At 59.4% G+C, this 13032-nt stretch carries 12 protein-coding genes; 10 read left to right on the top strand and 2 right to left on the bottom strand.

Annotation, left to right across the window (positions count from 1 at the left end):
- Positions 1–335: 335 nt before the first annotated feature.
- Both F8N66_RS28005 and F8N66_RS28000 read right to left on the bottom strand, forming a co-directional pair.
- Entirely contained in the window at positions 336–1556 is a 1221-nt protein-coding gene (locus tag F8N66_RS28005) for a CaiB/BaiF CoA transferase family protein (RefSeq protein ID WP_150773209.1), read from the bottom strand.
- 13 nt (positions 1557–1569) lie between these two features.
- Positions 1570–2751 (bottom strand): acyl-CoA dehydrogenase, encoded by a 1182-nt coding sequence (locus F8N66_RS28000; protein WP_150773208.1) that lies wholly within the window; start codon positions 2749–2751, stop codon positions 1570–1572.
- Positions 2752–2909: 158 nt separating this feature from the next.
- Between F8N66_RS28000 and F8N66_RS27995 the strand changes: the two genes are divergently transcribed.
- From F8N66_RS27995 to F8N66_RS27950, 10 genes are all read left to right on the top strand, one after another.
- Positions 2910–3809: a LysR family transcriptional regulator gene (locus tag F8N66_RS27995; protein ID WP_150773207.1), complete on the top strand. Its 900-nt coding sequence runs from the start codon at positions 2910–2912 to the stop codon at positions 3807–3809.
- 435 nt (positions 3810–4244) lie between these two features.
- A complete protein-coding gene (locus F8N66_RS27990; protein ID WP_150773206.1) occupies positions 4245–5366 on the top strand; it encodes a Re/Si-specific NAD(P)(+) transhydrogenase subunit alpha in 1122 nt (373 codons plus the stop codon).
- A gap of 11 nt (positions 5367–5377) precedes the next feature.
- Complete coding sequence (locus F8N66_RS27985; RefSeq protein WP_150773205.1) at positions 5378–5737, top strand: NAD(P) transhydrogenase subunit alpha; 360 nt, start codon at positions 5378–5380, stop codon at positions 5735–5737.
- Positions 5734–7170 carry an NAD(P)(+) transhydrogenase (Re/Si-specific) subunit beta gene (locus F8N66_RS27980; RefSeq protein ID WP_150773204.1) on the top strand — a complete coding sequence of 479 codons (1437 nt, stop codon included), beginning with the start codon at positions 5734–5736 and terminating at the stop codon, positions 7168–7170. The genes F8N66_RS27985 and F8N66_RS27980 overlap by 4 nt, the downstream gene beginning before the upstream one ends.
- A gap of 203 nt (positions 7171–7373) precedes the next feature.
- Positions 7374–8867 carry an acetyl-CoA hydrolase/transferase family protein gene (locus F8N66_RS27975; protein WP_150773203.1) on the top strand — a complete coding sequence of 498 codons (1494 nt, stop codon included), beginning with the start codon at positions 7374–7376 and terminating at the stop codon, positions 8865–8867.
- A 319-nt stretch (positions 8868–9186) separates the two neighbouring features.
- Entirely contained in the window at positions 9187–9402 is a 216-nt protein-coding gene (locus F8N66_RS27970; protein WP_150773202.1) for a DUF1127 domain-containing protein, read from the top strand.
- 325 nt (positions 9403–9727) lie between these two features.
- The gene (locus F8N66_RS27965) at positions 9728–10045 is read left to right on the top strand and encodes a DUF2388 domain-containing protein (RefSeq protein WP_150773201.1); all 318 of its coding nucleotides are present in this window, start codon (positions 9728–9730) and stop codon (positions 10043–10045) included.
- A 106-nt stretch (positions 10046–10151) separates the two neighbouring features.
- The gene (locus tag F8N66_RS27960; RefSeq protein ID WP_150773200.1) at positions 10152–10469 is read left to right on the top strand and encodes a DUF2388 domain-containing protein; all 318 of its coding nucleotides are present in this window, start codon (positions 10152–10154) and stop codon (positions 10467–10469) included.
- A gap of 28 nt (positions 10470–10497) precedes the next feature.
- The gene (locus tag F8N66_RS27955; RefSeq protein ID WP_150773199.1) at positions 10498–10818 is read left to right on the top strand and encodes a DUF2388 domain-containing protein; all 321 of its coding nucleotides are present in this window, start codon (positions 10498–10500) and stop codon (positions 10816–10818) included.
- Positions 10815–12776, top strand: coding sequence for a DUF4105 domain-containing protein (locus tag F8N66_RS27950; RefSeq protein WP_150773198.1), 1962 nt, complete (start codon positions 10815–10817; stop codon positions 12774–12776). The genes F8N66_RS27955 and F8N66_RS27950 overlap by 4 nt, the downstream gene beginning before the upstream one ends.
- The last annotated feature ends 256 nt before the right edge of the window (positions 12777–13032 follow it).

Below are 13032 nucleotides of genomic sequence, written 5' to 3'. Positions count from 1 at the left end.
AGTTTCCTTTGTAACTTCAACCACTTGCGCTTCCGATCTCTCGTCAGCGGGAGGCGAATTCTACAGCGTTACACGCTGCTGTCAACACCTCTTTTTCAACTCCCTTTCGGCTTCGATGACCTGAAGCTATTTGCTGTCGAAACCTACGTAACTCATTGTTTACCAAGGAGTTTTCCGTTTCGACTGCGCCGGAAGTGGGGCGAATTATAGACATCTGAAATCTGCCGTCAAGCATTGATTTCAGTATTCTTTCAATAAGTTACAGGAGGCACTAAAACAGACCGCTCCCCCGCCACAGGAAGGAGCAAAGCCTACCTTTCTATATAGAAGGAAACTCAGAGCACACCGGACTCTTTGAAGGCAGCCACTGCACCAGCCCCCACCCCCAACACCCGCTGAAGCACCTCGGCCGTATGCTCACCCAGCAAAGGCGGCGCAAAACGGTATTCCACCGGAGTCCGCGACAAACGAATCGGACTGGCCACCTGCGGCACCATCCCGGCCAGCGCATGGGGCAACTCGATAGCCAGCCCACGCGCCTTGACCTGCGGATCGGCAAACATCTGGGCGATATCGTTAATAGGCCCACACGGAACCCCCGCCTGCTCCAGCGCCGCCACCCATTCAGCGGTGGTCTTGAACACCGTTGCCTGGCGGATGAGCGGGATGAGCACCGCCCTGTTCGCTACTCGCAGCTTGTTCGTGAGAAAGCGCGGATCATCTGCCCATTGAGGCTGCCCGGCGACTTCCGCGAATTTGCGGAACTGCCCGTCATTGCCCACGGTAAGAATGAAGTCGCCATCCGCCGTAGGAAAATCCTGATAAGGCACGATGTTCGGATGAGCATTCCCCAAGCGCTTGGGCGCATTGCCAGTGGTGAGGTAGTTCATCGCCTGGTTAGCCAGACAAGCCACCTGAACATCCAGCAAGGCCATATCGATATGCTGGCCGCCACCGTCATGATCCCGATGCGCCAGTGCCGCCAGGATCGCCACTGTCGAATAAAGCCCGGTCAAAATGTCGGTCAGCGCCACACCAACCTTCACCGGCCCCGCGCCCTCATCCCCTTCCGGCCGCCCCGTCAGGCTCATCAGACCACCGAGCCCCTGGATCATGAAGTCATAACCCGCACGCTTGGCATAAGGACCGGTTTGCCCGAACCCGGTGATCGAGCAATAAATCAGATCCGGGTTGATTGCCTTCAGCGATTCGTAATCCAGTCCATAGGCTGCCAGACCGCCGACCTTGAAGTTCTCGATCAGAATGTCCGACTTGGCCGCCAGATCACGCACCAGCTTCTGCCCCTCAGGGCGCGTGAAGTCGATGGTCACCGATTGCTTGTTGCGATTGGCCGACAGGTAATAGGCGGCCTCGCTGGTGTTCTCGCCATAGGCGTCCTTGAGGAAAGGCGGGCCCCAGGCGCGCGTGTCATCGCCATTGCCCGGACGCTCGACCTTGATCACCTCGGCGCCAAGGTCGGCAAGGATTTGCCCGGCCCAAGGCCCGGCCAGCACCCGCGATAAATCCAGTACCCGTAGATGCGAAAGCGCGCCCATGGCCGTTCTCCTATTAATAGAACGCCTGGAGGCCGGTTTGCGCGCGACCGAGGATCAGCGCGTGGACGTCGTGCGTACCTTCATAGGTATTCACCACTTCCAGGTTGACCAGGTGGCGGGCAACGCCGAACTCGTCAGAGATACCGTTACCGCCCAACATGTCGCGGGCCATGCGCGCGATGTCCAGGGACTTCCCGCAAGAATTGCGCTTCATCATCGAAGTGATTTCAACTGCCGCCGTACCTTCGTCCTTCATGCGACCCAGACGCAGGCAGCCTTGCAGCGCCAGAGTGATTTCGGTCTGCATGTCGGCAAGTTTCTTCTGGATCAGCTGAGTGGCGGCCAACGGACGACCGAATTGCTGACGATCCAGGGTGTACTGGCGAGCGGTGTGCCAGCAGAATTCCGCGGCGCCCAGTGCGCCCCAGGAAATCCCGTAACGCGCCGAGTTCAGGCAAGTGAAAGGACCTTTCAGGCCACGCACATCCGGGAAGATGTTCTCTTCCGGAACAAACACGTTGTCCATGACGATCTCGCCGGTGATCGATGCACGCAGGCCGACCTTGCCGTGAATCGCCGGAGCGCTCAGGCCTTTCCAGCCTTTTTCCAGGACGAAGCCACGGATGTCGCCCGCATCGTCCTTGCCCCAGACCACAAACACATCGGCGATCGGGCTATTGGTGATCCACATCTTGCTACCGGTCAGGCTGTAGCCGCCTTCAACTTTGCGGGCACGGGTAATCATCGCGCCCGGATCGGAGCCGTGGTTAGGCTCGGTCAGGCCGAAGCAACCGATCCACTCACCCGAGGCCAGTTTCGGCAGGTACTTCTGTTTCTGGGCTTCGGTACCGAATTCATTGATTGGTACCATCACCAGGGAGGACTGCACACTCATCATCGACCGGTAGCCGGAATCGACACGCTCCACTTCACGCGCGATCAGGCCATAGCTGACGTAGTTCAGGCCGCTGCCACCGTACTGCTCCGGAATGGTCGCGCCCAACAGGCCCACTTCACCCATCTCACGGAAGATGGCCGGGTCGGTCTTTTCATGGCGGAAAGCTTCGAGCACGCGCGGCGCGAGGCTCGCTTGAGCGAATTGCGCGGCGGTGTCGCGAATCATGCGCTCTTCTTCGGTGAGCTGTTGATCCAGCAGCAGGGGATCAATCCAGTTGAAGCTAGCTTTACCGGCCATGAGTGTGTCCTCTCAAAACGAGTCAAATAAACGTGGACTGATCCTAGGCCGGGTTCGGCCGCTCGGCAAACGAGGATTTCGCATACTGTTGTGCTAATTTCTCACTCCGAAACGTCGCAAAAGGCAATTAACGCGATGTATTAGTGAGGTTGACGTACATGCGCAGAAAGATACCCAGCACCACCGCCCTGATCAGCTTTGAGGCGGCCGCACGCCACGAGAGCTTTACCAAGGCAGCGCAGGAGCTTTCGCTGACCCAGGGGGCGATTTGCCGACAGATCGCCAGCCTTGAGGAGTTTCTCAGCGTAGAACTGTTCCGACGCTCGCGGCGCGGCGTGAAGCTGACAGAAGCCGGCCTGTCCTACAGCCGCCGGGTCGCCACCCAGCTTGATGCGGTCGAGCGGGACACGCTGTCCGTGATGGGCCAACAAGGCACCAACGTGATCGAGCTCGCCGTAGTGCCGACGTTTGGCACCCAGTGGCTGCTGCCCCGGCTCAAGGACTTTCAGCAAAAGCACCCGGAAGTAACGGTCAACCTGACGAACCGGACGCGTCCCTTCCTGTTTGCCGATACTGACTTCGATGCCGCGATTTACTTCGGCGACGCGGATTGGTCCGGCACGGAATCCCACCGTCTGATGGGTGAGCACCCACTCCCCGTATGCAGCCCCCATCTACTGGGGAAAAAGGCCCACCTGACAGCCGGTGAAATCGCCGAGCAGCCCCTCCTGCAACAAACCACTCGCCCCTATGCCTGGCGACAGTGGTTCGACTCCCAGCACCTGAATGTCCCTCGTGACATGACAGGGCCACGCTACGAGCTATTCTCCATGCTGGCCCAGGCAGCAATGCATGACATGGGAATCGCGTTGATCCCGCCGTTCCTCATCCAGCGTGAATTGGCCGAGGGACGACTGGTCATTGCCAACCCTCAGGCACTCTCCAGCATCAAGGCTTATTACTTGATGATTCCCGAGCGAAAGGTCGAATCGGCGTCTTTGCGGGCTTTCAGGGACTGGCTGATCCATCAGGCACACAGCTACAGCCTAGAAGGATAAAGGCCTCAAGCCGATTACTGACCTCGTAGTCAGCTAATTGAAAACCCTACAGATATAAGTATTTGTCGCATATTCGAAGACTGTACCCAGAAGCAGTACAAACGTCCCACAAGCGCCTGAACACATGGCTTTGCGCCGCTATCTCGAAGCAATACAGCATCATTCATATGAACGATGTGTAAACTCATAAAATCAGGTAAAAATCGCTGAAAGGCACGCCATACAAGGGATATAGCCGAATCGATGCGACATTCGGTCACGGGGTGACTTGTAGTTAATTTTCCGTCACGCGTCATAATCCCTTGAAGGGCACAAAGTTCGCCTGCAAAATGCCGCGCCCCGCCCTGATTTGGCGGGATCGTGCTGATCGGCCGCCCCAGCCGCACCATCCGTAGTGCATGGGTTTACTTAATAAGATCACGCAGGAGATTTGACGTGCACATTGGTGTTCCTCTCGAAACCCAGACGGGTGAAACGCGGGTTGCTGCTACCCCCGAAACCATTAAGAAGCTGATCGGCCAGGGTCATAAGGTCACTGTTCAACGCGGCGCGGGCATTAATGCCAGCGTTATCGACAGTGCCTATGAAGCGGCAGGCGCAACCATTGGCAGCGCCAGTGATGCGTTTGGCGCCGAGCTGATTCTCAAGGTAGTCGCTCCCAGCGACAGCGAGCTGGCGCTGATAAAAAGCGGCACCGTTGTGGTGGGCATGCTCAACCCGTTCAGCAATGAAACCATTGCGAAGATGGCCGAATGCGGCATCACCGCCTTTGCGCTGGAAGCCGCGCCGCGGACCTCCCGCGCCCAGAGCCTGGATGTGTTGTCCTCGCAGGCCAACATTGCCGGCTACAAGGCTGTGTTGCTGGCTGCTCACCACTATCCGCGCTTCATGCCGATGCTGATGACCGCTGCGGGGACCGTTAAAGCTGCGCGCGTGCTGATTCTGGGTGCCGGTGTTGCCGGGTTGCAGGCGATCGCTACGGCGAAACGCCTGGGTGCGGTGATCGAAGCCTCTGACGTGCGTCCTGCGGTAAAAGAGCAGATCGAATCGCTCGGCGCCAAGTTCGTCGACGTGCCTTACGAGACCGACGAAGAGCGCGAATGCGCCGTCGGTGTCGGCGGATACGCTCGCCCGATGCCCGCCAGCTGGATGCAGCGTCAGGCCATCGCCGTGCACGAACGCGCCAAGCAGGCCGACATTGTCATCACCACCGCACTGATTCCGGGTCGCAAGGCCCCGACGCTGTTGAGCGCGGAAACCGTGGCACAGATGAAACCGGGCTCGGTGGTCATCGACCTGGCAGCAGCCCAGGGCGGCAACTGCCCGCTGACCGTGGCCGACCAAGTCGTCGTCGAAAATGGCGTGACCATCGTCGGCCCGACCAATCTGGCAGCCGCTGTCGCCGCCGATGCTTCGGCCCTGTATGCCCGCAACCTGCTGGACTTCATGAAACTGTTGTTCGACAAAGACGGACAACTGGTGATCAACCTTGAAGACGATATCGTCGCCGCGTGCCTCATGTGCCGCGACGGCCAGATCGTGCGCAAGAACGGCTGAGGATAAAAACAATGGAAGACATGCTGATCTCTCACGGTATCTACAACCTGATCATCTTCGTGCTGGCTATCTATGTCGGCTACCACGTGGTCTGGAACGTGACGCCTGCGCTGCACACCCCCCTGATGGCCGTGACCAACGCCATCTCCGCCATTGTGATCGTCGGCGCGATGCTCGCCGCCGCCCTCACCGTGACCCCGCTGGGCAAGACCATGGGCACCCTGGCCGTGGCACTGGCCGCGGTCAACGTGTTTGGTGGCTTCCTGGTCACCCGGCGCATGCTGGAAATGTTCAAGAAGAAAGCGGCCCCGGCAAAAGCGCCGGCAGCCAAGGCCGAAGCAGTCAAGAAGGCTGAGGTGCAGCAAGCATGAGCATGAACCTGGTTACGTCCCTGTATTTGATCGCCTCGGTCTGCTTCATCCAGGCGCTCAAGGGTCTTTCGCATCCCACCACCTCGCGTCGCGGCAACCTGTTCGGCATGCTCGGCATGGGCCTGGCGATCCTCACCACGGTCGGCCTGATCTACAAGCTCGGTTCCGAGCTGGCCCACGACGGCATCGTCTACGTGATCGTCGGCCTGCTGATCGGCGGCACTGTCGGTACGATCATGGCCAAGCGCGTTGAAATGACCAAGATGCCCGAGCTGGTCGCCTTCATGCACAGCATGATCGGCCTGGCTGCGGTGTTCATTGCCGTGGCAGCCGTGGTCGAGCCGCAGTCGCTGGGCATCGTCGAGAAACTGGGTGACGCCATTCCGGCCGGCAACCGACTGGAGCTGTTCCTCGGTGCGGCCATCGGTGCGATCACCTTCTCCGGTTCGGTCATTGCCTTCGGCAAACTGGCGGGCAAGTACAAGTTCCGACTGTTCCAGGGCGCACCGGTACAGTTCGGCGGTCAGCACAAGCTGAACCTGCTGCTGGGGCTGGCCACGCTGGCACTGGGCATCACTTTCATGCTCACCGGCGACTACACCGCTTTCGGCCTGATGCTGGCGCTGGCCTTCGTGCTCGGCGTGCTGATCATCATCCCGATTGGCGGCGCCGACATGCCGGTCGTGGTGTCGATGCTCAACAGCTACTCCGGCTGGGCAGCGGCAGGTATCGGCTTCTCGCTGAACAACTCGATGCTGATCATCGCCGGTTCGCTGGTGGGCTCAAGCGGTGCGATCCTCTCGTACATCATGTGCAAGGCGATGAACCGCTCCTTCTTCAACGTACTGCTCGGTGGTTTCGGCAACACCGCAGATGCGGCCGGCCCTGCCGGTTCGAAAGAAGCCCGCCCGGTGAAATCCGGTTCGGCTGACGACGCGACCTTCCTGCTGACCAACGCGGACACCGTGATCATCGTTCCAGGCTACGGCCTGGCGGTAGCGCGGGCCCAGCATGCGCTGAAGGAACTGACCGAGAAGCTGACCCACCGCGGCGTGACCGTGAAGTACGCGATCCACCCGGTCGCCGGTCGTATGCCAGGCCACATGAACGTCCTGCTGGCCGAGGCGGAAGTGCCTTACGACCAGGTGTTCGAGATGGATGACATCAACTCCGAGTTCGGCCAGGCCGACGTAGTGCTGGTGCTGGGCGCCAACGACGTGGTCAACCCGGCCGCCAAGAACGATCCGAAATCGCCGATTGCCGGCATGCCGATTCTCGAAGCGTTCAAGGCCAAGACCATCATCGTCAACAAGCGCTCGATGGCCAGCGGCTATGCCGGCCTGGACAACGAACTGTTCTACCTGGACAAAACCATGATGGTGTTTGGTGACGCGAAAAAAGTCATCGAAGACATGGTCAAGGCTGTCGAGTAACCCTCGCCGGCAACACAAAACGCCCCGACCTGTCGGGGCGTTTTTGTTTGCGCAAATCGGCGGCTTTGTTACGGATCCTGTAACGGTGTTTTGCTTGAAAGCCCCGGAATAGACGCCTCTTTTGCGACCTTGGTAGCGGGACAGGGGCCGCCGAAATTCAATAGACTGCGCATCCTGCTACCCGCTTCCCGAGATAACAATCCATGTACCGTGACCGTATTCGCCTGCCTTCGTTGTTGGATAAAGTGATGAGCGCCGCCGAGGCTGCCGCACTGATTGAGGACGGCATGACCGTCGGCATGAGCGGCTTCACCCGCGCCGGCGAAGCCAAGGCCGTACCTCATGCATTGGCCGAACGGGCCAAGGTCACCCCGCTGAAGATCAGCCTGATGACCGGCGCCAGCCTGGGCAACGATCTCGACAAACAACTCACCGAAGCCGGCGTATTGTCCCGTCGCATGCCGTTCCAGGTCGACAGCACCCTGCGCAAGGCGATCAATGCCGGCGAGGTCATGTTCATCGACCAACACTTGTCGGAAACCGTCGAGCAACTGCGCAACCAGCAACTGAAGCTGCCGGACATCGCGGTCATCGAAGCCGTGGCCATCACCGAACAAGGCCATATCGTGCCGACCACCTCCGTGGGCAACTCGGCCAGCTTCGCGATTTTCGCCAAACACGTGATCGTCGAGATCAATATGGCGCACAACCCCAACCTGGAAGGCCTGCACGACATCTATATCCCGACCTACCGTCCGACCCGCACGCCGATCCCACTGGTGAAAGTCGACGATCGCATTGGTAGCACCGCCATCCCGATTCCGCCGGAAAAGATCGTCGCGATCGTGGTCACCAACCAGCCCGATTCGCCGTCCACTGTGCTGCCGCCAGACGTCGATACCCAGGCCATTGCCGACCACCTGATCGGCTTCTTCAAGCAGGAAGTCGACGCCGGGCGCATGACCAACAAACTCGGCCCGTTGCAGGCCGGGATCGGCACCATCGCCAACTCGGTGATGTGCGGCCTGATCGATTCGCCTTTCGAAGATCTGACGATGTACTCCGAAGTGCTTCAGGATTCGACCTTCGACCTGATCGACGCTGGCAAGCTGAGCTTCGCCTCGGGCAGCTCGATCACCCTGTCGAGCCGCCGCAACGCCGATGTGTTCGGCAACCTGGAGCGCTACAAGGACAAACTGGTGCTGCGCCCGCAGGAGATCTCCAACCACCCGGAAGTGGTGCGGCGCCTGGGCATTATCGGCATCAACACGGCCCTGGAGTTCGACATCTATGGCAACGTCAACTCTACCCACGTCTGCGGCACGCGGATGATGAACGGGATTGGCGGTTCCGGTGACTTCGCGCGCAACGCGCACCTGGCGGTCTTCGTCACCAAGTCGATCGCCAAGGGCGGCGCAATTTCCAGCGTCGTGCCGATGGTCAGCCACGTAGACCATACCGAGCATGACGTCGACATCCTCGTCACCGAAGTCGGCCTGGCGGATTTGCGTGGCCTGGCGCCTCGGGAACGGGCGCGCGTCATCATCGATAACTGTGTGCACCCGGACTACCGCCAGGCATTGAATGACTACTTCACAGCCGCCTGCGCCCTGGGCGGACACACGCCCCACATCCTGCGCGACGCCCTCAGTTGGCACATGAACCTGGAAGAAACCGGGAAAATGCTCGCCGTGTAATTGGTACAGATAGCAGCTGACGCAAACACAGTTTCGTCAGCTGGCTATTGTCACGCTTGAATCCTTCAAAAACTGTACTACTGTACTGGTCATTTCCTACCGAAATCTCCTACACCTTTCCGTAAAAAGATCATTTATGCACCACTCAGGTGCAGACAAGTACAGTTGCCTCAATTTAGACCAGTACACCCCCTATAAACAGTTAACTGAGCCCTCACAATACAGTTGAACTGTATCTACGAAGACTAGGCAAACAAGAGGAACATGGGCACCAGTTAAACCACTACCTAATCCCGCCACAAGCGGAAGGATGAAAACCATGGAACGTACACTCAGTTCCGAACTGTTCTTCGAAGACACCGCTGTAAAAACCCAGGCTTCCATGCCTCTGCGCGTTATCGCCAACCTGATGCTGTGGCAGCGCCGCATCTCCAGCCGCCATCAACTGGCTCGCCTGGATTCGCGTCTGCTGGCTGACGCCGGGATTAGCGAAGCACAACGCTACGAAGAGCTGAGCAAGCCGTTCTGGCGCTAAGTTAGCGTCGCTGGCTCTGACCCGCAGGGTCCACCGCCAGCAACCCGAATTGAACAAACGAAACCCGTCGTGGGAAACCACGACGGGTTTCGTCGTTTCAGGGGGTGAAAAAGCAGCAACAGTACAGTTTCACGAAAATGGAAGTATACCTGTACAGTTAGATCCGCGAACTAAAACCGGCCTGGTCGCTGACACGATCAGATTGTCGCGACATTCCACTCAGGCCTACTATCCATTCAGAACGTAGCGAATATTGAGTGTCTAACGTCTGACTCATCAGACATTGCGCCACCTTTCTATCGGCTTACCCAAAGGAGTTACACCCATGACCCGTCTTCGCCTGCTCAGCGCTGCAGCCTTGCTTGCCGTGGCTGCCAATGCCCACGCCACCAGCTTCATCGTGACCACCGATGCCGTCGTCGGTGCACTCAAGGCCACTTCCGATGCAACCTCCGACGTCACCTCTTCCTTCCGCGATGACAAGATCGTACTCGCCGCCCGTGACGACGCCGCCAGCTTCGTCGCCAGTGAAGGCAACATCCGTGGTGTAAAACTGGAAAGCGCCCTCGACCACATTCGTCATCAAGCGCCCCAGCTGAACGCATCCGACGCACAACTGGCGCAGGCGATCCTCGCCATCTAAGCAACGGCTACTACGGGGACACGGCCGACGTGTCCCTGTCTTTCAGCGCTGGCTCTAGACCGGGCATTGCGCTAGCCTTGGGACTCGCTATCAACCCTCGAGTCTCATGCGTTTTCTTTCAAATCCGCTCATCCTTTCAGTCCTCCTCGTGGCCAACTGTGCAAGTTCGGCCTATGCCTTCGACGCCTTCAACCTGTCGACCCAAGGCACTGTGGCCAGCGGTTACGCCTCAAGCATGGTGACCTCCGCGCCCTTCGACCATAAACTGCTGCTCGCCGCTCGGGATGATGCCGCAGCGTTCATCGCCAGTGACGGTCAACTCAGAGGCGCACAACTGGAGTCTGCCCTGCGTTATCTGCGCCAGACCCAGGCAAAACTTCATGCCAGTGACCTTGAACTGGCACAGGCAATTCTCGTCCAATAGTTATTCCTCGTTTTTCCGGAGTCGTTCCATGCGTAGCCCGCTAATTGCCGCCACCCTTGGCCTGCTGTTACTGGCCGATATGGCCCAGGCGCATACCCTGGTAGCCACCAGTAACATCCTCATCCGCGCCACCCAGCGCACACTCGATTTCACTTCCGACACGACCACGTCGATCCGCGATTCGAAACTTGTGCGCGAAGCTCATGACGACGCGGCCAGTTTCGTTGCGACCAATGGCGATATCCGTGGCGCACACCTGGAAGCAGCCTTCGATATGTTGCGTACCCGCGTGCCGGAAGCCCGCGACGCCAGTGACCAGGTTCTCGCCGAAGCCATCCTCGCACTGTGAGGTGCTCAGCAGCCTGGCTGTTGGCCGGGACGCTGTTGCTGTTCGGCAACAGCGCCCACGCCGGCCTTGAATTACACCTCAAGACTGAAGGCCTGAGCCCGGCACAACAGCAGGCCAGCCAAGCCTTGCTCGATGAAGCCATGCAGGCCCTGCCGCCGCGCTTTATCGAGCAACTCGACCGGCGTATCGATGTCGGCTGGACCGATGACATGCCCGCCAACGCCTATGGCCAGGCATCGCTGGTGTCCGAGCTCGACCTGAATCGCAAACTGCTGGCCAGCCTCACGGACGGCAGCGCCGCCACCAAAAAGACCTACCGCCCCCATGGCACCGTGCGCCGGGAAATGCTCGCCACGGTCTTGCACGAACTGACTCACATTTATGACCGCTCGCGCCTGTGGCCGCAGGCGGAGCGCACCCTGATTCAACGCTGTACCCGTCAAGACAGTAGCTCCGGGCTGGTCGGCATTCCCGATCAATGCCGCGGCCAGTCCGGCCGCCGCTTTACCCTCAGCGACGATCCGCGCCTGCTCGACCTCGCCGGCTGGCCGCAATACGTGGGGCGTCGCGGCGAGCGCGAACAGTACAACCGGCAGATCGCGCGCAGCCCGGACATCTACGAGACGAGCAGCCCCAAAGAGTTCGTCGCGGTGAACATGGAGTACTTCCTCCTCGACCCGGCCTACGCTTGCCGCCGCCCCGCGCTGTACCGCTACTACAAGGCACACTTCGGCTGGGCACCCGCCGCCAAAGATTCGTGCGGCAAAACCTTCGCCTTTCTCAATGCCGGCAATGATTTTGCCAAGACACCGCTGGGCCAGGTCGACCCGGAGCGGGTGTATGCCGTCGACTACCTGCTGGCCGAGGCCAACCAGAACTGGGTCAGCCGCTGGGGCCACAGCATGTTGCGGCTGGTGATCTGCGCGCCGGGTCGGCCTCGCGGACCGGACTGTCGGCTGGACCTGGACCAGCACCTGGTGCTGTCCTACCGCGCCTTCGTCGGCGACGTGCAACTGTCGAGCTGGGATGGCCTGGTGGGCAAATACCCCTCACGCCTGTTCGTGCTGCCACTGGCCCAAGTGATCGACGAATACACCAAGACCGAATTGCGCAGCCTGGCGTCTGTGCCGCTGAACCTGTCGCGCAACGAAATTGAAGAGGTGGTCGAGCATGCCGCCGAGATGCACTGGAGTTACGACGGCAACTACTTCTTCCTGTCCAATAACTGTGCGGTCGAGGGTCTGAAGCTGCTGCGCAGCGGCAGCAACAACGCCAAGCTGGTCGGGCTGGACAGCATCATGCCCAACGGCCTGCTCGAAGTGCTCAAGGGTCGCGGACTGGCGGATACCAGCGTATTGGACGATCCCCGCGAAGCCCTGCGCCTGGGCTATCGCTTCGACTCCTTCCGTGATCGCTATCAAGCGATGTTCGAGGTGTTGAAGAAACACCTGCCGATCAAACAGGACACCGTCGAGGACTGGCTGGCCCTGAAAGCCGAACAGCGTCGCCAATGGTTCGACCAGGCCGACCTGCGCACCAGCGCGGCCTTGCTCCTGCTGGAGCAGGCCAGTTTCCGCCAGCAACTGCTGTTGGCCCAGGACGAAGTGAAGCAACGTTACCTGGGCGCTCGCGAGCTGAAAAACGGCGGCATGGACAGAGCCAATAAAACCTTGCAGGAAATTCTCGCCAACAGCGGCTTCCTCAGCCGCCCGGCGGAACTGCTCGGCAGCGGTGGCTACGGATTGCCGCAACCGAATGAATGGCAACGCCTGGAATCGGAAAGCAGCCTGCGCCAGAAACAGCTACAAGCCCTGACCGGCGACCTGGACAAGGAAGTGCGGGCACTGCTGGAACCTGAGCGCGCCGCGGAAATGGCGGCCAACGAGGCCAACGTGAAACAGATTGGCGAGCATCTGCGCAAACTGCACAAGGCGTCGGGTGGGCTGGAGTTGCCATAGTCGCAAAATGGCCAGGCAACACAGCCGAGCCAGTTGATCAGCGAGATAGAAAACCCCGACGAGTGTCGCCACCGATCGGGGTTTTTCTTTGGCCAAGCCAAGGTGCCAAAAATACAGATGCGTGAAAAAAATCAAAACAGATCCCTTCTCACTTTCCGAACCACATGTAGGACGCGTCCGATTCGATCTTACTTGTCTTGAAGTCCGCTTCTACCCCGGTAGGTTGCGCAGGCACGACTCATCCTGAGTCTGTGCA

It is taken from the genome of Pseudomonas fluorescens (assembly GCF_902498195.1).
Taxonomy (GTDB): domain Bacteria; phylum Pseudomonadota; class Gammaproteobacteria; order Pseudomonadales; family Pseudomonadaceae; genus Aquipseudomonas; species Aquipseudomonas fluorescens_BU.
This window is presented reverse-complemented; position numbering and strand designations above follow the sequence as displayed.

Excerpts from the sequence above, each read along its gene's own strand:
- F8N66_RS27995 (WP_150773207.1), top strand. The coding sequence starts at position 2,910 with ATGCGCAGAAAGATACCCAGCACCACCGCCCTGATCAGCTTTGAGGCG.
- F8N66_RS27985 (WP_150773205.1), top strand. The coding sequence starts at position 5,378 with ATGGAAGACATGCTGATCTCTCACGGTATCTACAACCTGATCATCTTC.
- F8N66_RS27960 (WP_150773200.1), top strand. The coding sequence starts at position 10,152 with ATGCGTTTTCTTTCAAATCCGCTCATCCTTTCAGTCCTCCTCGTGGCC.
- F8N66_RS27965 (WP_150773201.1), top strand. The coding sequence starts at position 9,728 with ATGACCCGTCTTCGCCTGCTCAGCGCTGCAGCCTTGCTTGCCGTGGCT.
- F8N66_RS27970 (WP_150773202.1), top strand. The coding sequence starts at position 9,187 with ATGGAACGTACACTCAGTTCCGAACTGTTCTTCGAAGACACCGCTGTA.
- F8N66_RS28005 (WP_150773209.1), bottom strand. The coding sequence starts at position 1,556 with ATGGGCGCGCTTTCGCATCTACGGGTACTGGATTTATCGCGGGTGCTG.
- F8N66_RS27975 (WP_150773203.1), top strand. The coding sequence starts at position 7,374 with ATGTACCGTGACCGTATTCGCCTGCCTTCGTTGTTGGATAAAGTGATG.
- F8N66_RS27980 (WP_150773204.1), top strand. The coding sequence starts at position 5,734 with ATGAGCATGAACCTGGTTACGTCCCTGTATTTGATCGCCTCGGTCTGC.
- F8N66_RS27955 (WP_150773199.1), top strand. The coding sequence starts at position 10,498 with ATGCGTAGCCCGCTAATTGCCGCCACCCTTGGCCTGCTGTTACTGGCC.
- F8N66_RS28000 (WP_150773208.1), bottom strand. The coding sequence starts at position 2,751 with ATGGCCGGTAAAGCTAGCTTCAACTGGATTGATCCCCTGCTGCTGGAT.